Annotated in this window: 17 protein-coding genes and 2 tRNA genes; 3 read left to right on the top strand and 16 right to left on the bottom strand. The window is 70.4% G+C overall.

Going from position 1 to position 18919, the window contains the following annotated elements:
- Positions 1–81 precede the first annotated feature (81 nt).
- The 4 genes from AB0M39_RS37640 to AB0M39_RS37655 form a co-directional block, all read right to left on the bottom strand.
- Positions 82–154: transfer RNA gene (locus AB0M39_RS37640), tRNA-Ala, on the bottom strand.
- A 265-nt stretch (positions 155–419) separates the two neighbouring features.
- On the bottom strand, positions 420–653 hold the full coding sequence (locus tag AB0M39_RS37645; protein WP_040916346.1) for a hypothetical protein: 234 nt from the start codon (positions 651–653) through the stop codon (positions 420–422).
- A 3-nt stretch (positions 654–656) separates the two neighbouring features.
- Positions 657–821 (bottom strand): hypothetical protein, encoded by a 165-nt coding sequence (locus AB0M39_RS37650; RefSeq protein ID WP_365372335.1) that lies wholly within the window; start codon positions 819–821, stop codon positions 657–659.
- A gap of 70 nt (positions 822–891) precedes the next feature.
- Complete coding sequence (locus AB0M39_RS37655; RefSeq protein ID WP_365372338.1) at positions 892–2328, bottom strand: MFS transporter; 1437 nt, start codon at positions 2326–2328, stop codon at positions 892–894.
- Between the two features lie 102 nt (positions 2329–2430).
- Here AB0M39_RS37655 and AB0M39_RS37660 point away from each other — a divergent pair, with 102 nt between their 5' ends.
- Positions 2431–3360 carry a helix-turn-helix transcriptional regulator gene (locus AB0M39_RS37660; protein ID WP_365372340.1) on the top strand — a complete coding sequence of 310 codons (930 nt, stop codon included), beginning with the start codon at positions 2431–2433 and terminating at the stop codon, positions 3358–3360.
- Between the two features lie 99 nt (positions 3361–3459).
- On the opposite strand, the gene AB0M39_RS37665 is transcribed toward AB0M39_RS37660, so the two are convergent.
- The 6 genes from AB0M39_RS37665 to AB0M39_RS37690 all read right to left on the bottom strand — a co-directional run bounded on the left by AB0M39_RS37665 (position 3460) and on the right by AB0M39_RS37690 (position 7700).
- A tRNA-Ala gene (locus tag AB0M39_RS37665) sits at positions 3460–3532 on the bottom strand.
- A 186-nt stretch (positions 3533–3718) separates the two neighbouring features.
- Positions 3719–4381, bottom strand: a complete 663-nt coding sequence (locus AB0M39_RS37670) for a histidine phosphatase family protein (protein WP_365372376.1) — start codon at positions 4379–4381, stop codon at positions 3719–3721.
- Positions 4378–4809 carry a ribosome silencing factor gene (gene rsfS, locus AB0M39_RS37675; protein ID WP_365372380.1) on the bottom strand — a complete coding sequence of 144 codons (432 nt, stop codon included), beginning with the start codon at positions 4807–4809 and terminating at the stop codon, positions 4378–4380. The genes AB0M39_RS37670 and rsfS overlap by 4 nt, the downstream gene beginning before the upstream one ends.
- Positions 4810–5156: 347 nt before the next feature.
- Positions 5157–6857 (bottom strand): LCP family protein, encoded by a 1701-nt coding sequence (locus AB0M39_RS37680; protein ID WP_365372343.1) that lies wholly within the window; start codon positions 6855–6857, stop codon positions 5157–5159.
- A gap of 19 nt (positions 6858–6876) precedes the next feature.
- On the bottom strand, positions 6877–7500 hold the full coding sequence (nadD, locus tag AB0M39_RS37685; protein WP_365372346.1) for a nicotinate-nucleotide adenylyltransferase: 624 nt from the start codon (positions 7498–7500) through the stop codon (positions 6877–6879).
- A 38-nt stretch (positions 7501–7538) separates the two neighbouring features.
- The gene (locus AB0M39_RS37690) at positions 7539–7700 is read right to left on the bottom strand and encodes a hypothetical protein (RefSeq protein WP_365372349.1); all 162 of its coding nucleotides are present in this window, start codon (positions 7698–7700) and stop codon (positions 7539–7541) included.
- Between the two features lie 423 nt (positions 7701–8123).
- Here AB0M39_RS37690 and AB0M39_RS37695 point away from each other — a divergent pair, with 423 nt between their 5' ends.
- A complete protein-coding gene (locus AB0M39_RS37695; RefSeq protein WP_365372352.1) occupies positions 8124–9209 on the top strand; it encodes a M48 family metallopeptidase in 1086 nt (361 codons plus the stop codon).
- Between the two features lie 147 nt (positions 9210–9356).
- Here AB0M39_RS37695 and AB0M39_RS37700 read toward each other — a convergent pair whose 3' ends face one another.
- The 6 genes from AB0M39_RS37700 to AB0M39_RS37725 form a co-directional block, all read right to left on the bottom strand.
- A complete protein-coding gene (locus AB0M39_RS37700; RefSeq protein WP_365372355.1) occupies positions 9357–10430 on the bottom strand; it encodes a hypothetical protein in 1074 nt (357 codons plus the stop codon).
- A gap of 165 nt (positions 10431–10595) precedes the next feature.
- Positions 10596–11210, bottom strand: a complete 615-nt coding sequence (locus tag AB0M39_RS37705) for a hypothetical protein (RefSeq protein ID WP_365372358.1) — start codon at positions 11208–11210, stop codon at positions 10596–10598.
- 90 nt (positions 11211–11300) lie between these two features.
- Positions 11301–12593 (bottom strand): glutamate-5-semialdehyde dehydrogenase, encoded by a 1293-nt coding sequence (locus AB0M39_RS37710; protein ID WP_365372361.1) that lies wholly within the window; start codon positions 12591–12593, stop codon positions 11301–11303.
- Positions 12594–13011: 418 nt separating this feature from the next.
- Positions 13012–13593: a hypothetical protein gene (locus AB0M39_RS37715; RefSeq protein ID WP_365372364.1), complete on the bottom strand. Its 582-nt coding sequence runs from the start codon at positions 13591–13593 to the stop codon at positions 13012–13014.
- Between the two features lie 131 nt (positions 13594–13724).
- Positions 13725–14852: a glutamate 5-kinase gene (gene proB, locus AB0M39_RS37720; RefSeq protein WP_365372367.1), complete on the bottom strand. Its 1128-nt coding sequence runs from the start codon at positions 14850–14852 to the stop codon at positions 13725–13727.
- A 130-nt stretch (positions 14853–14982) separates the two neighbouring features.
- A complete protein-coding gene (locus tag AB0M39_RS37725) occupies positions 14983–16698 on the bottom strand; it encodes a hypothetical protein (protein WP_365372370.1) in 1716 nt (571 codons plus the stop codon).
- Positions 16699–17163: 465 nt separating this feature from the next.
- Here AB0M39_RS37725 and AB0M39_RS37730 point away from each other — a divergent pair, with 465 nt between their 5' ends.
- Entirely contained in the window at positions 17164–18732 is a 1569-nt protein-coding gene (locus AB0M39_RS37730; protein WP_365372373.1) for a hypothetical protein, read from the top strand.
- The last annotated feature ends 187 nt before the right edge of the window (positions 18733–18919 follow it).

Here is an 18919-nt window from a genome sequence, read left to right on the forward strand (position 1 = left end):
CGGGATTCACGGCAGAGCCCCCCACACACGCACGGGGCCCATCCGATCGGATGCCCCGCTTCCTTGTGTTCACTGCTTCTGTGGAGCTAAGGAGAATTGAACTCCTGACCTCCTGCATGCCATGCAGGCGCTCTACCAACTGAGCTATAGCCCCTTGCGATGCGCCGCCTTGCTTGAAGGTTTCCCCCGCGGCGACGTAGAGAACATTACACGGTCCCCCCGGTGCATCGCCAAATCGTTTACCGCTCACACAGACAAGTCCGACAACACCCGATTCGCGACCACGATTACGGTGTCCACTTTGAGGCGATTCGCCCCGATGGCGACCGCGGCCTTCCGGCCCTCTTCGCATCCTCGGCGGCAGTGTTCCCGTCGCGTCGCGAGCCGTCGGCGGACCTGGGGGTTCGCGCCGCGGAAGATCAGGCCGTCGCGAACGAATAGAACCGTTTGAGGGTGCAGTGCTCGTCCAGGAGGCGCCCATAGATCGGCTCCCCTTCGAGCTCCCGGTACGTCTCGATGGGGTCGCCTTTTATGATCAGCGCCCGCGCGCACTCCTCGCACCAGTACTGGTACTCGGGATTGATCGGGTCCATATCGCGGACGATCGGCGTACCACTGCCGCACCAGTCGCATTTCCGCCTGTGTGCACCCATCAATCAGCTCCAGCTGTGACCGCACGCCGTGCACACGTAGGACACCCCGCCATTGTCCCCGAGGACTTGGGCGACATGCGCCGAACCGCAGGACGGGCAGTTGAGGCGAGCGCGTACCTCCGCCGCGGCAAGCAGGCCTTCGGCCTCCTCGCTTTCGCTGGCGGACATCGTGCTCTCCCTCCCGTCCTGGCCGGTGTCCCCTCCGGCCGTCCGATTCTGCCATGGCCACGCAAGGGCGTCAGCGGCGTTTGGGTGCGAGACCGGCCACCATGCCCAAGATCGACGCCGCGGCGAGGGCCAGGGCGCACACCCATAGCGCGTCGGCGGAGCCCTCGGCCCCGCCAGCTGTCTGCCGATTCAGGAAGAGTGCGCCGAATGCGGCGACGCCGATCACCTGGCCGACCTGCGTGACGGTCGCCAGCAGCCCACTGGCGTCGGCGGCGTCCTCGGGCCGCACGCTCGCCAGCGCGCGCGTCAGCGTGGGACTGAACGCGAGGGAGAGACCGGCTCCGACGGCCACGAAGGCGACGTACATCCACACGTTGCCGTCGCCGCCGTCCCGCAGCACGGCGCCGACGCCCACACAGCCCAGCGCCGTCACCGCGAACCCACCGGTGACCAGGGCCTTTTGGAGTCCTGCGGGCCAGCGTCGCCAGGTCAGTCCGACCGCTCCGAAGACCACTGCGATCGGCGCGAACATCAGTCCCGCACGCAGCGCGCTATGGCCGAGGCCCCCCTGGACATGGAGCGTGAAAGTGAAGAGGAACCCCGCGTTCACGGCCATCGCCACGATGATCCGCAGCACCGCTCGCCCCATCCCGGGTATGCGCAGCACGCGCGGAGCGATCAACGGCGCGCCGCCGCGGCCTGCCAGCCGGGACTCGTAGGCGAGGAAGAGGCCGAAAAGCGCCGCAGAGGCCACCAGCGCGAGCCACGACCAGAGCGGCCAGCCCTGCTCCTGCCCGAGCACCAGAGGCACGGTGAACAGGGACACAGCGGCGGAGAGCAGCACCAGACCCGGAAGGTCGAGCCCGCGCGCCCGCTCCGGCTCGTCCCGCCGGTCCCTGGGGAGCACGCGCGCACCCAGCACGAGCAGCGCGACGCCGATCGGCACGTTCACCAGAAAGACGGGACGCCAGCTCGCCCCGAACAGGTCCGCGCTGACCAGGACGCCGCCCACGACCTGTCCGGCGGCGGCCCCCGTGGCGAGGACCGCGGAGTACGCGCCGAGCGCCCGCACCCGGCCCTCCCCGGTGAAGTTCCGCTGGATCAGGCTGAGCACCTGAGGGATCATCAGGGCCGCGCCCGCGCCCTGGAGCAGCCGGAAGGCGATCAGCTGGCCGGCGTCGGCGGCAAGGCCGCAGGCGAGCGAGGCGGCGGTGAAGAACGCGAGGCCGCCGAGGTAGGCCCGTCGGTGTCCGAGCAGATCGCCGAGCCGGGCGCCCGTGATCAGCAACACGGCGTAGGCGATGGTGTATCCGGCGATGACCAGCTGCAACCCCGCGCCGGACGCGTCGAGTTCGGAACGGATGGTGGGGGCGGCGACGTTGACGATGAAGGTGTCCAGCAGCGCCATGAACTGCGCGCCGAGCAGGACGGCGAGCAGCTTGCGCGGCCGGTTGTCAGTGCCAGGGTCTTTACTGAGCACAGGAGTCCGTGGAGAGGTCGTCGTCATGGCCACGAGCCTGACGGCCTTCGGATACGGGTAACGAGAGCCCGCGGATGCTGGTACTGACAGCACCTGGCAAGGAGGAGCCAGGGCCTCGACGATGGGGGTGTGACCACGATGACGGTGACGAACACGACCGGCAAGGGGGGCGGCGCGGTCTTCCGTGCGGCCGCCGGAGCGGAGTACGGCGATGCGGCGGGGGCCACTCCGGCGCAGCGCCGCAGACCGGAGCTGGCCGCCTTCCTGCGCAGCCGCCGCGCGCGAGTGACGCCCGCCGACGTGGGCATGCCGCCGGGCCTCCGCCGCCGTACGCCCGGGCTGCGCCGCGAGGAGGTCGCCCAGCTCTCGGGCGTCGGAGTCACCTGGTACACCTGGCTGGAGCAGGGCCGCCCGATCAACGCCTCGGCCCAGGTCCTGGACGCGGTGGCGCGCACGCTCCGGCTCGACCAGCCCGAGCGGGAGCACCTCTACCACCTGGCGGAGGTTGCCTACGTCCCGGGCAAGCAGGCCGATGTGGAGTGCGTCAGCCCGGAGATCCAGGGCATCATCGACGCGCTCGACCCGCACCCGGCCGTCGTCTACAACGCGCGGTACGACATCCTCGCCACCAACCCCGCCTACCGCGATCTGTTCGCCATGCACGGCGCGCGGTCCTTCGCCCTGCGCAATGTGCTGTGGACGCTCTTCACGTCGCCGGAGCCGTCCTGCCCGCTCGTCTTCCGCGAGTCGGAGCTGCCGTTGATGGTGGCCCAGCTGCGCGGCGCGTACGGACGTCATGTGGGCGAGCCGGCCTGGGAGGGCTTCGTCCACCGGCTGGCGGAAGCGAGCCCGTACTTCGCGGAGCTGTGGGAGAACGGCGACGTCGTCCCGCCCGGCCCCAGGGTGAAGACCTTCCGGCACACCGCGGTCGGCAAGGTGCGGTTGACGTCGGTCTCTCTGGCGATCAACGGGATGCCGGAGTGCCGGATAGTCGCCTACACCCCGAACGACGAGGAGAGCCGCGAGCGGATAGAGATCCTGCGGGCCCGTCGCGAGTGACCGGCGCACCGCCGGCGGAGAGCATCCGGAAGATCCCGGCCCTCCGAGAGGGAGGAAACGCGAAATCCCGCCCTCTGGCGAGGACGGGATCCGGGATTGTGGAGCTAAGGAGAATTGAACTCCTGACCTCCTGCATGCCATGCAGGCGCTCTACCAACTGAGCTATAGCCCCGTGTGTTCTTCGCGCTCCGCGCTGCGAACAAGAAGAACTTTAGCCTGCGACCTGCCGGAAAGTGAAATCCGGGGCCAGAGGCCCACAGGCCTCGGCCGAAGCAGGACGCGAGCGGTCCGCGTCCAGGCCCAGGACGACGCCCAGACGGCCCCGGGGCGGCCGCAGAACGGGTCGCGGCCCGGGGGGTCAGTCGTCGTCGCCGAGGACCGGCTCCGGGAGGGTGCCGGCGTTGTGCTCGAGCAGGCGCCAGCCCCGCGCGCCCTCGCCCAGCACCGACCAGCAGCAGTTGGAGAGCCCGCCGAGGCTCTCCCAGTGGTGGGCCTCCAGGCCCAGCAGCCGGCCGATGGTGGTGCGGATCGTGCCGCCATGGCTGACGACGACGAGCGTGCCGTCCTCGGGCAGCTTCTCGGCGTGGTGCAGCACCACGGGAGCGGCCCGGTCGGCGACCTCGCTCTCCAGCTCTCCACCGCCTCGGCGCACCGGCTCGCCGCGCTTCCACGCGGCGTACTGCTCGCCGTACCGCTCGACGATCTCGTTGTGGGTCAGCCCCTGCCAGACGCCCGCGTACGTCTCCCGCAGCGCGGAGTCGTAAGCGATGTCGAGCCCGGTGACCTCCGCCAGCTCGCCGGCCGTGGTCGCCGCGCGCTTGAGGTCGGAGGCGACGATGGCGTCAGGCTCGAGCGAGGCGAGCAGCCGGGCGGACCGGCGCGCCTGGGCGACGCCGGTCTCGGTCAGCTCGATGTCCGTGGAGCCCTGGAAGCGGCGCTCCAGGTTCCACGCGGTCTGGCCGTGCCGCCACAGGACGACGCGGCGGCCCCTGCCTCGCTTGCTGGTGTCGCGCCCGTTCAGCTCAGCTCACCGTCCGAGTCGCCGGAGAGCTTGGCGTGCTCCTCGGCCTTGCCGCGGGTCTTCAGGGCGTCCTCGGGGAGGGGCAGCTCGGGGCAGTCCTTCCACAGCCGCTCCAGGGCGTAGAAGACGCGCTCCTCGCTGTGCTGGACGTGCACGACGATGTCGACGTAGTCGAGCAGGATCCAGCGGGCGTCGCGGTCGCCCTCGCGGCGCACCGGCTTGGCGCCGAGCTCCTTGTTGAGCCGCTCCTCGATCTCGTCGACGATCGACTTGACCTGGCGGTCGTTGGGGGCGGAGGCGAGCAGGAATGCGTCGGTGATCGACAGCACGTCGCTGACGTCGTAGGCGATGATGTCGTGCGCGAGCCGGTCGGCCGCCGCCTGGGCGGCGGCGTTGACGAGCTCGATGGAGCGATCCGTGGCGGTCACAAGCAGGCTTTCGTCGGCGGTCAAGAACCCTTCAAGGGTCTCACGCCCCGCCGACACCGCCCGCCTGGTTTCTTTCGACCTTGATCGTCCTCGACCTGGCTTGCCCTCCCCCGTGGATGCACCGCGCGTGCACCGTGCCGCTGCTGGCCCGGACCGTCGAGGTCCGGGCCCGGCCATGTCTCCGGCGAGCCGGGACCTACGGCGTCTGGGGGACCAGGGCGTCTGGGGTACCAGAGCGTCCCGGGATACCAGAAGGTCCCGGGACCAAGGCTTCCCGGGCGCCAGGGGCTGCGACGCCCGCTATGGCTGATCTCGCAGCCCCTGGCTTCCCTGGCCTGTCGCAGCCGCTATGGCTGCTCGAACTTGTAGTCCGAGCCGAGGACGACCGACACGTCGGCGTTGGGAGCGGCCTTGCCCTTCTCGACCGCGCTCACCGGCAGGCCCAGGGTCTTGGCGACCTCCTCGGCCTTGGCCTTCTGCGCGGCGTCTCCATAGGTGACCTTCGAGGACGACGAGGCGTCGGCCTTGCCGCTGTCGATGACCGCGTAGCCGCCGTTGACCAGCGAGATCCGGGCCTTGTCGGCCGCGCCGGCGTTCCCGGTGGCGTTCTTGACGCCGACGCGGAGGGCCGCGCCCTTCTCGGGTGCGCTGACGGAGCCGCCCAGGACGTCCTTGACGACGCTGTTCGCCGCCTGGTCGGTGAGCGTGCCGTCCTGCTGCACGGGCAGCACCGCGGTCTTGTAGTCGCCGCCCTTGGCGTGCTCGGCGAGCTTGGCGAGCGAGGCGCCCAGGTCCTTCTCGCGCAGCGACGGGTCGAGGATCTGCGCCAGGGTCTCCACGTTCAGGGTCGCGGACTTCGGATCGGTCGGGAACTTCCGCAGGACTCCCTGCATGACCTGGCCGAACCGCTGCAGCTGCTTCGCCTCGGCCTCTCCGGGCCCGGCGTAGGTGGCGTAGGCGACGGCCATCCGCCCGTTCAGCGTCTGGTTCTCGCCCTTCTTCACCACCGGGTCCTCGCCCTTCTTCGCGGCGGGGACCTCGGCGTCCGTGGTCAGGTCGATGCCGCCGACCATCTCGACCAGGTTCTCGAGGTAGGGGGTGTCCAGCCGCCAGGTGCCGGTGATCTTCGCTCCGAGCAGGGAGCCGATCGCCTCGCGCGTCCCGGTGGAGCCGTCGTCCTCGACCGACTTGCCGAGGGTGGTGGCGGTGCCGTCGTCGTTGGCGACGGAGAGCGCGTTGGGCAGCAGGACGGTCGTGCCCTGCTTGGTGGTGGCGTTGTCGACGAGGAGGGCGGTGGACGTGCCCTTCTTCCTCGTGTTGTGCAGATGCACCACGATCACGTCCCGCTTCTGCGGTCCGGACGCTGTGCTGTTCGCCGCGTCGGAGTCCGAGAGGCCGGGCAGCTTGCCCGCCGACCAGAGGTATCCGACGCCTCCCACGACCGCCAGCGTCATCACGACGACGAGCGCGATGACACGGTTCTTGCCCCGGCGCTTGGCCTCCTCGCGGCGCTCCGAACGGCTCTCGGTGAACTTCAGCCAGTCGATGACGTCTTCGGAGTCCTCGTCGGGCTCCTCGATGAAGGCGAACTGCTCGGTGCGGTAGTCGCGCTCTTCCGCGGGCCTGCGCTGCCCGGGCACGTCGGCCGTCTCGGGCGCGGACGGCTCGGGGGCAGGCGGCGCCGCCGGCTCGGCCGGAGCGGAGTGCTGCTGCGGGATGTTCCACTGCGTGGTGTCGACGGCCGTGGGCTGCTGAGCGGGCTGCTGAGCCGCGTCGTAGCCATAGCCGTCGTATCCGTACCCCTGGCCTTGGCCCTGCATCGGCTGGGTCTGCTGGGCATAGGGGTCGTACTGCTGCTGAGGCTGGGTGTACGGGTCGTATCCGTATCCCTGCTCCTGGCCCTGCGGCTGCTGAGAGTGCTGGGTCTGCTGCTGCGCGTAGGGGTCGTACTGCTGGGGCTGCTGATAAACCGGCTGCCCGTACTCGTCGTAGCCGATGATCTGCGGCTGCGGGTAGTACGGGTCGTATGGGTTGTGCTGGTCGTTCACCGGTGCCCCTCTCCGTGGCTCACTCGCCGCGGTACAACTGGCGCTTGTCGATGTAGCGCACCACACCGTCCGGCACCAGATACCAGACCGGATCTCCCTGCGCGACTCTCGCCCGGCAATCGGTGGACGAGATGGCCAGCGCCGGGATCTCCACCAGAGAGACTCCGCCCTCGGGCAGCCCGTCGTCGGTCAGATCGTGGCCCGGGCGGGTCACACCGATGAAGTGGGCGAGCGAGAACAGCTCTTCGGCGTCTCGCCAGCCGAGGATCTGGGAGAGGGCGTCGGCTCCGGTGATGAAGAAGAGATCCGCGTCGTCGTTGAGGGAGTGCAAGTCCCGCAGCGTGTCGATCGTGTAGGTCGGCCCGCCGCGGTCGATGTCGATGCGGCTGACCGAGAACTGCGGGTTGGACGCCGTGGCGATGACCGTCATCAGATAGCGGTCCTCGGCCGGAGAGACCGCCTTGTGGGTCTTCTGCCACGGCTGCCCGGTCGGTACGAACACCACCTCGTCGAGGTGGAAAAGGGCGGCCACCTCACTGGCGGCCACCAGGTGTCCATGGTGAATCGGGTCGAACGTCCCGCCCATCACACCGATCCGGCGCTTGCCGGAACCGGCACCTGCAGGCATCTTCTGCTCTCCCATGCGTGCAGAGCCTACTGGCACCGCGCCGAGGCTCGGACTCAGCGGTCGCGATTGAATCGGGTGGTGATCCACAGCAGCAGGAGGAGCGCGAGGAGGGCGCCGCCGCCGGTGAGGTAGGGGTTGAGGCTTTCGTGGTTGCCACCGTGCTCGGCGCCCTCGGCGAGAGTGACCAGGTTGGCGGCGGTGCTGGCGAGACTCATCTTCAGCAGGACCTATCGATCGGGAGTCGTGGCTCGGGCTCCGGCGTTCGTGGAACGTCGTGGTGAGACCGGAGCGCGAGGACAGCGGACGGACAGCGGAGAGACTTCGCGCACATCGTATGCGGGCCGCCCGGGCACGCTCACGCCGACTCAGTCGTTGATGTCCTCGTCGGCTCTGTTCCCTCCGTAGCCACGGAGCAGGAACCAGGCGAGGAGGGCGGCGCCGGCGATCGACGCGATCAGCACAACGCGCAGCGTATTTCCAGGTCCCTGCTGCTCGGACGCGGCGGCGAGCAGTGCGGCGGTATCCGGCTTGTCGGGTCTACTCCTTAGTTATCCACAGGCCCCGGCACACCGTAACGGCAGCACCTACGCTGGGTCCGTCAGGGGGACGAGCCAGGACTCGCACCAACAGGGGGCATGATGACCGAAAGCAGTCACGAGAACGTTCCGAGCAGGCAGCGCAAGCGCTTCCCGGGTATCTCTTCACGGGCGTACGAACACCCCGCGGACCGCTCGGCGCTGGTCGCCCTGCGCAAGCTCAGCGGATTCGACACCGTCTTCAAGGCGCTGAGCGGCCTGCTGCCGGAGCGCAGCCTGCGGCTGCTGTTCCTCTCCGACTCCGTGCGGGTGAGCGACGCCCAGTTCGCGCATCTCAACACCATGCTGAGAGACGCCTGCTACATCCTGGACCTGAAGAAGGTCCCGGCGATGTACGTCACGCAGGACCCGAAGCCCAATGCGATGTGCATCGGTCTGGACGAGCCGATCATCGTGGTCAGCACCGGTCTGGTGGAGCTGCTCGACGAGGAGGAGATGCGGGCGGTCGTCGGGCACGAGGTGGGCCATGCGCTCTCCGGCCACTCCGTCTACCGCACGATCCTGCTCTTCCTCACCAACCTGGCGGTGAAGGTCGCCTGGATCCCGCTCGGCAATGTGGCAATCATGGCGATCGTCACGGCACTGCGCGAGTGGTTCCGCAAGTCGGAGCTCTCGGCGGACCGCGCCGGACTGTTGGTCGGCCAGGACCTGCAGGCGTCGATGCGCGGCCTGATGAAGATCGCCGGCGGCAACCACCTGCACGAGATGAACGTCGACGCGTTCCTGGCGCAGGCCGAGGAGTACGAAGCCGGCGGCGACCTGCGCGACTCGGTGCTGAAGATTCTGAACGTGCTGCCGCGCACGCACCCGTTCACCACCGTGCGTGCGGCGGAGCTGAAGAAGTGGGCCGAGAGCCGCGACTTCCAGCGGATCATGGACGGCCACTACCCGAAGCGCGAGGAGGACAAGGACGCGTCGGTGTCGGACTCCTTCAGGGAGTCGGCCGCGCACTACGCGGACACTGTGCGCACCAGCAAGGATCCGCTGATGAAGCTGGTCGGAGACATAGCGGGCGGTGCCGGCGACCTGGGCGGCAAGCTGCGGGACAAGTTCACCGGAGCGAACGGCGGGGCCACCGGCGCCGGCGGCGAGAGCGCCAACGGGAGCAACGGCGACGGGAAGGGCTGACCGCGCAGGAGGTTGGTGCCGGGGCGACCGCGGTCAGGCGCCTGACCGCGGGACGGCCCCGAGCACCCGCCCGACGCCGGCGCCAGCCCAGTACGCCGCCACGGGCCGTGGCTACGGCTACGGCTACGGCTACGGCTACGGCTACGGCTACGGCTGAGCATCCCGTGCCAGCGAGCCGCACAGGGCCGCCGCGGCATCGCCCGTCTCGTACGGATCAGTGCTGGCGGGACCCTCGGCGCTGGCTTGCTGGCCCGCGAGCAGCGGGCGGAGGGCGTCCGACGCGTCAGCGGAGCAGGACTGCGGCCCGGCCTGGACATGGCTGACCAGCAGTTCCGCCCGATGGTGGTGGAGGTCGTCGCGGTCGAAGCGGAGGTGCAGCTCACGGCGGACGGTGAACAGCGAGGCCCCGTCGTCCGCCCGTGGGCCGTTCGCTGCCGCCGGGCGCAGCGCATAGACGAAGACGTGGTCCGACGTCACCTCCAAGGCGTCGGGGCCCGTCTCGGAGATGCTCAGCGTGCCGTGCACCCTGATCTCGGGGTCGGCCAGCGCCACCTTGGCCGGGTCGAAGCGCATCAGCCAGCCGGTAGCGGCGTGGCGGCCGTCGCCGGCCGGGGAGCTCATGCTCTGGTCGAACTGCTCCAGCTGGTCCGGGTCGAGCAGCACCCGCACCGGGCGGACCGCGCCGCCGGTGAGCACGTCGGGGTCGAGCGAGGACGCGGCGAGGTAGTCCTTGGCGGTGGTCAGTGCGGTCAGGACCTGGCTCTCGGTGAAGCTCTTGGTGCGCTTGGCACCGGGGAGGGTGATGCCCGCGGCGCCTGTACGGAACTGGTCGGCGGGGCTGCGGGCGTAGAGATCCGCGGGGTCGCCGCCGGGGACGCGGCCCTGTGGGGCGAGGGGGATCACGGTGATGCGCAGCGGTTGGGCCGGTTTGGCCTGGAGCGGCTGGTAGGGGTGCCGGACGCCCAGATAGATCGCGGTGGCGAAGGCGACAGCGACGAGGAGGACGAGGATGAGGATCTGTTTGGAGGCTTTCCTGCCGCTCCAGACGGGGAGGCTGCGTACAGCCCGGGCATGCTCGCCCATACGTTCGACGGCGGAGAATTCCTGGACCCGGGCAGCGCGTACGAACGATTCGTCGAAGACGACGGATCGGTACTCGTCCTCACCACCGCCGGGGAGCCCTTCGGGAGTCCCCTCAGGCGGGTCTCTGCGCCCGGCCATACTTTCAGGTTAGGTCTGGCGGGGGCGCGATAAACGCCCTGGTACACGACAACTTGTCACGAGTTCCCCCAGGGCTGTTCAGCAGCCCTGAAGCGGCCGGAGAGGGGGTGGTCAGGGACTGGTCAGAAGCCGGCGATCAGGGGCTGGTGGTCACGGGACTGGTGGTCACGGGGTGCGGGGATCTGCGGAGACAGGGGGTGCGCTGTACTCCGCCGAGGCGGACGGGCCGGTGACGCGCTCCGCGGCGGAGGTGCTCGTGGGGGTGGTGTCGACGCCCGTGGTGGCCGGCGGCGGGACCTTGTCCTCGCGGCTGCCCGCGGCGCCCCGGTACACAGCGGTGAAGGCGAGGGCGACCATGCCGATGCCCATCAGGAGGGCCAGGATCCAGGCCACCGGGCGGTGCCAGCGGGCGGCGCCTCGGTAGGGGCGCAGCGTGCCGCCGTTGCGGCCGTAGGGGTTGTACTCGTCGTCCGGGTCGAAGGCGTCGTCTTCGTCGTCGTAGCCGCGCTCGCGGCGGTACTCGCCGCCGACGTCGTATCCGTCGTCGTAGAGCTCGTCGTCGGTGGGGCCGCCGGCTGATCGGGAACGGGTGGCCTCGGCTTCGGCGCGCGCCTGAGCGGCGGCCAGGAGACGCTCCACCGCGGTCGGCTCGTGGACCTCGGCGGCTCGTACGAAGTCCTCGTCGAACACCACGGAGGCGAAGTCCTCGTCCGCGCCCCCGCGGTCGTCGTCGGGCTCCCAGCCGTCCGGGAACGGCCTGCCCCCCACGTCGTCCGGCACGCAATCAGAGTAGACCGGGGCAGTCGGTTTGGGCAGGGAGAGCGTGAACTCTCCCTGCCCGGGTGACGGGCTCCTCAGCGCCCTTGACGCCTACCGCGTGTGACCGTCTCCCGTCACGATGTACTTCGTGGAGGTCAGCTCCGGCAGGCCCATCGGGCCACGGGCGTGCAGCTTCTGCGTGGAGATGCCGATCTCCGCGCCGAAGCCGAACTGGCCGCCGTCGGTGAAGCGGGTGGAAGCGTTCACGGCGACGGTCGTGGAATCCACCAACTGGGTGAATCGGCGAGCTGCGGCCTGCGACGTGGTGACGATCGCCTCGGTGTGGCCGGAGGACCAGAGGCGGATGTGGGCGACGGCCGCGTCCAGGGAGTCGACGACGGCGGCGGCGATGTCGTAGGAGAGGTACTCCGTCTCCCAGTCCTCGGCGGTGGCGGCGACGACGGTGGCCTTGGTCTCGTTCGCGTACTCCAGGACCCGCTCGTCGCCGTGGACCGTCACCCCGGCCTCGGCGAGGGCGTCCAGGGCGCGGGGCAGGAAGTCGGCGGCGACGTCCTGGTGGACCAGGAGCGTCTCGGCCGCGTTGCAGACGGAGGGACGCTGTGCCTTGGAGTTGATCAGGATGTCGACGGCCATGTCGAGGTCGGTCTGGGCGTCGACGTAGACGTGGCAGTTGCCCGTGCCGGTCTCGATGACCGGGACGGTGGACTCCTGGACGACCGTGCGGATCAGGGAGGCGCCGCCGCGCGGGATCAGCACGTCGACCAGGCCGCGGGCGCGCATCAGCTCCCGTACGGAGTCGCGGCTCTCGCCCGGCACGAGCTGCACCGCGTCCGCCGGGAGGCCGGAGCCGCCGACGGCGTCGCGCAGGACCTTCACCAGGGCGGTGTTGGAGGAGTACGCGGAGGACGAGCCGCGCAGCAGCACGGCGTTGCCGGACTTCAGGCAGAGGGCGGCGGCGTCCACGGTGACGTTGGGCCGGGCCTCGTAGATGATGCCGACGACGCCGAGGGGGACGCGGACCTGGCGGAGGTCGATGCCGTTGGGGAGCGTGGACCCGCGCACGACCTCGCCGACCGGATCGGGCAGCGCGGCCACATGCCGTACGTCGGCGGCGATGGCTCGAATGCGCTCCGGGTTCAGGGTGAGCCGGTCGATGATCGACTCGCTGGTTCCGGCCTCGCGGGCGCGGGCGACGTCCTCGGCGTTGGCCGCGACGATCTCGCTCGTCCGCACCTCCAGCGCGTCCGCGATCGCCAGCAGGGCGTCGTCCTTCGCCGAGCGCGGCAGCGGGGCGAGGTCGGCGGCGGCGGAGCGAGCCCGGTAGGCGGCCTGGGCCACCGGGGTGAGGTTGTCGTACGGAGACAGGGGCGAGGACGTCGTCATGCCCGCAGGGTACTGCGCCGCTCCCCGCAGGCGTCCATCGCGCGGTCCGCACTGCGAGACGGCGGGGACGCGGACATGAGACCGCCGCCCGGGCGGACGGCACGCGGCCCGGGAGACGGCTCCGGCTGGGCCGCCGGAGTCCTGCCCGGCAGACGGCCCCAGCCGGGCCACCGGAGTCCCACCCAGCAGACGGCCCGGCTGCCGGGGCCGCCGGAGTCCCACCCAGCAGACGGCCCGGCTGCCGGGGCCGCCGGAGTCCTGCCCGGCAGACGGCCCCAGCCGGGCCACCGGAGTCCCGCCCGACAGACGGCTCAAGGCTGGGCCGCCGGCGCTCCGGCCGGCAGGCAGCATCCCGCCGGCCGCCTAGGCGCTCAGGCTCAGAAACCGCGGCGCTCGGGTCAGAAACGCGGCGCTCAGGTCAGAAAGGGTGCACGCCCACTGGGGCGGCCGGGGGCGGGCCGTAGCCCTCGGCGATGCGCTGGTGGTAGGTCTGGCGGTCGATGACCTCCAGGCCCACGATCTCCCACGGCGGCAGCTTGGCGCTCGAGCGGTGCTCGCCCCACAGCCGCAGGGCCACCGCGGCGGCGTCGTGCAGGTCCCGGGCCTCTTCCCAGTAGCGGATCTCCGCGTGGTCGTTGGCGTACCGGCTGGTCAGCAGGAAGGGGTGGTCGTGCGCCAGCTGCTCCAGACCGCGGCGGACCTCCTTGAGCGGGGCCTCCGCGCCGGAGACGCTGAGCGTGATGTGCCACAGCTTCGACTGCTCGCGGTCCTGAGCGCGGGCGCCCGTCGCCGGGCGCGGCACGCGACCGACCCGCTCGTCGTCGCCGAGGCTCTCGCCCACGCCGTCGCCCAGCGTGTCACTCGCACTGTCGCCGCGGCCGTCGTCGAAGTCGGGGCCCGCTCCGACGCTGGTCAGGGCCCGTTCCTCGCCCGCGGCCCGCCGGGCGTGCGGGACTGCCCCGCTCCCTCGGGGCACATCCCCTGGGCGCGCTCGTCTCACCGGCCGCCTCCTGTTGCATGTGTCGTCCTGCTGTCCCCGCCAGTCCCCCGCAACAAAGTTGACCAGTCCCGGGCGGATGGTGGGGCGTTTTTGGTGAAGGTCTCTGGCAGATGACGGGACTTTCAGCCGTTTCAGGGGTGGAGCACGACCAGATCGTCCCTGTGTACGACTTCCCGCTCGTACTCCGCGCCCAGCTCCTTCGCCAGCTCCCGGGTGGAGCGGCCGAGCAGCTGCGGGAGCTCCTTGGCGTCGAAGTTGACGAGCCCACGGGCCACGGCGCGGCCCTCGGCGTCGCGCAGCTCGACCGGGTCCCCGGCGGTGAACTCGCCCTCGACGGCCGCGATCCCGGCCGGCAGCAGCGACTTCTTCCCCTTCACCACGGCCCGTACCGCGCCGTCGTCCAGGATCAGCGCGCCCTGCGGGGTGGAGGCGTGGGCGAGCCACAGGAGCCGGTCGGCGGAGCGGCGCCCGGTGCTGTGGAAGTACGTGCCGGTGGCGCGGCCCGCGAGCGCGTCGGCGGCCCGGCTGGCGGAGGTGAGGACGACGGGCACGCCCGCCGCCGCCGCGATCCTGGCCGCCTCGACCTTGGTGACCATGCCGCCGGTGCCGACGCCCGCCTTGCCCGCGCTGCCGATCTGCACATGCGCGATGTCCTCGGGGCCGCTGACCTCGTCGATGCGCGTGGTGCCGGGCTTGGCCGGATCCCCGTCGTAGAGCCCGTCGACGTCGGAGAGGAGGACCAGCAGGTCGGCACGGACGAGGTGGGCGACGAGGGCGGCGAGCCGGTCGTTGTCGCCGAAGCGGATCTCGTCCGTCGCGACCGTGTCGTTCTCGTTGACGACGGGGACGGCGCCCATGGCGAGCAGCTGGTCGAGCGTTCTATAGGCGTTGCGGTAGTGGGCGCGGCGGCTGGTGTCGTCCGTGGTGAGCAGGACTTGGCCGACGCGCACTCCATAGCGCGCGAAAGAGGCGGTGTAGCGGGCGACGAGGAGTCCCTGGCCGACGCTGGCGGCGGCCTGCTGGCGGGCCAGGTCCTTCGGCCTGCGGGCCAGGCCCAGTGGCGCGAGCCCGGCCGCGATGGCGCCGGAGGAGACCAGCACTATCTCCTTCTCGCCGCCGCTGCGGACGTTGGCGAGCACGTCGACGAGGGCGTCGACGCGGTCGGCGTCCAGTCCGCCGGAGGCGGTGGTCAGCGACGAGGAGCCGACCTTGACGACGATCCTGCGCGCTTGCGTTACCTGCTGTCTTGCCACTGTCACAGGGCCGAATCTATGCCAGTGCGGGCGCGGGGCGCGCATGTATTCCGATCGCTGGACAGACGGTCCCGCCGCCGGGGTCCGCCTGTCGCCGGGGTCGGCACACGGCCGGCCCCGGCGACGGCCGTCCGCGTCAGGGCTGGAGGTCGATGCTGCTCAGCCGGTGCGCGTACAGGACGCGGCCGCAGGGGGACGGGTCCGACGCGGCGCAGCTGGCGTATGTGTAGTTCTCGCGGTGCTCCGAGACCGACCAGACCAGCGGCTCGCCGCCGATGGTCTCCCGGTGCTCCACGTACAGGTCCTCGGGGCCGACCGCGGTCTGCACCCCGCCGCCCGTGGCGGCCAGCACGCCGGATGCGTTGACCTTGGCCCGGTGGATCGTGCCGTTGCTGTGGCCGTGGCTCTGGTTGACGTAGAAGGCGCCGTTGCGGCGGGCGACTCCCTGGGCCCCGCCGGAGGCCATGGGCAGGTAGTTGCTCCAGGTGGAGACCTTGGTCAGGCCCGTGCCGGAGTCGAACTTGGGCTGGGCGCTCTCCGAGTCGAGCTGGAGGCCCCACACACGTCCGGTCGACGGGTGCGTGCCGTCCGGCTTGCAGTACTCGCCCATGACCAGCTCGTCGGGCTCGGCGCTGCGGTCGAGGGAGACGTACGACATCTTCGGGGCGCCGGTGCTCGCGCAGTAGACAGCGCCCGCAGGGTAGGCCGGGGCCTTCTTGAAGCCCCAGGTGGCGACCTGCGGCATCACATAGCGGTAGCCATAGCTGTACCAGACGTTGTTCTGGCGGCCGATCTGCCGCTTGTCCTGGACGTTGCTGGTGAGGCCGTCCGGAGTCTTGTCGTTGGTCGAGGGGTCGCTGTCCGGGTCGAGGTCCATGATGTAGCGCATGTCGAAGACCCGGACGCCGGCGCGCGTGTCAGCGACGTACAGGTAGTTGCCGTACCAGACCATGCCGCCGACGTGGATGCCCGTCTGCTCCTTGGCGTCGCTGGACTTGACGCCGTCGAAGGAGACGTTGCCGGGGTTGTTGACGTAGGGCCAGACCAGCAGCACATGGCGGTAGCGGTTGGTGGCGGGGTCGAGGAAGGAGACGCGCACGCCCTTCTCGTTGCACGAGTCGGGGACGTTCTCGCCCTCGGTGCACTCGCTGTAGGCGACCTTCTTGTTCACGTTCGGGTCGGTCGCGGGGTACTCGTGGTCGCGCCCCGGGTTCCAGTCGTCGTACGAGCCGATGAGGATCGGACGCTTGGTGTCGGGGGCGGTCCCCCACGTCTCGTCGTCCTGGGCGTCGGAGACTCCGGTGACCGCCTGCGGTATCCACTCGCGGGAGACGGCGTCGTCCCCGTCGAAGCAGTAGCGCTCCACGGGCGAGAGCGGCGCGCCGTCGTCGCCGGAGCCGAACGGGTCGCCGGTGCACTGCGTGCCGGCGCGCATCGTGCGGTTGGCGTCCTTCAGCAGCTTCACCACGCCCTGCTTGGGGAGGGCCGCGTCCAGGGCGCGCACCTTGGGGCAGAGGTCGGCGCCGCGCGCCATCTGGGCGTCCGCGGGGTCGGCCTTGCCGCCGGGGCCCGTCCAGGCGAGGGCTCCGAAGCCGGAGGCGGGCGCGGACGCAGAGGAGGGCGAGTCAGCGGCGGTCTCGGCGCGCGGCTCCTGGATCTCGCTGTTCTCGGGGGACTTGAGCGCCTGGGCGTCGGCCGTACGGGACAGGGCGGAGACGGCGCAGGGGTCGGGGCTCGCGGCGGCGGCTGCGAGCGCCGCCGACGCCGCGGACGAGGACGCGGAGGACGCGGGGGCGGCCTGGGAGGGCACGGTGAGACCGGCGGCGAGGACGGCGGCCGCGGCGCTGGGCACGAGCCACCGGCCGAGTCTCGCGCGCGTGGTTCGGCGTATTCGACTGACAGTCACATGTCCTCCGTTGTCGCTGGCACCGCTGAAGCGAACAGATGCTGACAGCACGGAGGTTCAGTGGCAATGAATGAGCGATTCCACTTCGAACCGCTCCAACTAGGGCGAGCCGGCCGCTCCATGACGGAGCGCCAGTCGCACGCCTATAGGCGCCGTACACGGTCGCGAACACCGCACACGTCGGTCACGAGGTGAAGATGCTGTAGGAGTGCACCACCCCGAGAAGCCTTGCGGGCAGCCAACACTCCCCCTTGAACACGGAGTTGAGGGCGACGATACGTATGGATTTGCGACACTGACCCGCCGTCAATTCGAGTTTGCTCACGGAATGTTTGCTCTGCGAGCATCCGTTCGCCGCATTGGCAAACGCGAGTCTCGGAGACAACATTGTCGAAACGTCGAATACCGGTCATGCGCCAGGGACGGGTCATCGCCGCCGGCGCCACAGCCGCGGTGATCGCGGGCCTTCTCGTCATCCCCGCCATGGGAGGCGAGCCCGCCGAGTCCGATCCCGCCATGACCGCCACGGCCACGGGGGCCGAGCAGCCGACCGCCGACTACGCCACCGAAGCGGAGACCGAGTCGTCCGCCCTCGCCACCATGGCGTGGGCCGGCCCCGGCTCCTCCGCCAAGGAGAGCGAGTTCAACCTCAAGGCGGGCGCCAGCCTCTCCGGCCGAGTGAAGAAGCTGGACGCGGCGCTCCCCAAGCAGGGCGTGCAGAAGGTCCTCAGGGACGCCAACCGCCCCCTCGTCTCGGGCGGGGCGTGCAAGACCGACCCGTTCGGGATCGGCGACATGAAGGACGGCAAGCGGGTCAAGCCGCTCGCCCCCGCGGTGAAGTACTGCTGGAAGGGCGACGACGCCACCAGCAAGGAGTGGGTCCCGCAGGCGATCACGGGCGTCTCGGACGCGCAGAAGGACGAGAAGTGGGGCTCCGATCGCCCGATCGTCGTCGGCGCGTACGACAACGCCAACCCCGGCCGCGGCAACGGCTGCACGGCCAAGGAGTCGGACCAGTGCAACGAGAAGGGGGTGCGGATCACCTTTATCGACCCGGCGACCAAGAAGTACCGCCATGCGCTGCTCGTCTGGCCGTACGTGAGCAAGAAGACGAAGAAGATCAGCTTCGACGCGGTCCACGCCAACGAGAAGAAGGGGCAGAAGGGCATCCACATCGGCGGGATGGCCTGGTACGGGAACTACCTGTACGTCGCCGACACCTTCAACGGCATCCGGGTCTTCGACATGCGCAAGATCATGGACCTCAACCCGGACAACAAGGCCGGGACGAATGACAAGGTCGCCGGCGGCATGAAGACCAACGTCGAGAACAAGAAGAAGATCGGCCGGCACGGCAAGTCCTGGTACAGCTTCGGCTACCGCTATGTGATGCCGCAGGTCGCCACCTGGACCTTCAAGTCCAAGCAGTACAACCGGGCCAAGAACACGTACTGCATGGGCAAGGGCGCGCCCAAGTCCTCGTACCTCTCGGTCGACCGCTCGACGGCGCCCGACGTGCTGGTGATGGGCGAGTACTGCAAGCCGACCAAGAAGCACCCGTCGACGGGCCGGATCAGCGCCTACCGGCTCAACCCCGACACGGGCAGGCTGGCCTCCCGCGGCGGGGTCACCACCACGCCGGACTGGGCCTACTACCTGCCCGACGACGGCATCCAGGGCGCGGCCCGCTTCAAGGGCAGGTTCTTCCTGAACCAGAGCCACCGGTACTCCAACGGCACCCTCATCCAGGCCAGGGTCTTCCCGAAGACGGGGCTGCACGCGTCCGGAGGCCCGGTGGCGACGGCCGTCGGCCCCGAGGACTTCTATCTGGAGCACGGCATGCGGACCGGGAACCCGCCGCTGCTGTGGTCGGTGTCGGAGCACAGCTCGACGACCGCCGCCCCGTCCTGCAAGGGCGCGACGCCCTGCGGCCGGGTGGTCTACGCGCACCGGGTGCGCGACATCGAGGCGGGCAACTGACCGGAGCGCGAGCGACCGGGCGGCGGCTGACCGCAGCGCGAGCGGCGGGAGCGGCGCTCACCGGAGACGGCTGAGCGGCTGCTCCCCCGGCTGACCGGAGACGGAGCGGGGGGCCGTAGGGGGGGAAAAGGGCGGAACGGCGCCCCCCCACCACCCCGGGGCCGCGCGGGGCGGGGGCGCCCCCCCC

This window comes from Streptomyces sp. NPDC051907 (assembly GCF_040681075.1).
Taxonomy (GTDB): Bacteria; Actinomycetota; Actinomycetes; order Streptomycetales; family Streptomycetaceae; genus Streptomyces.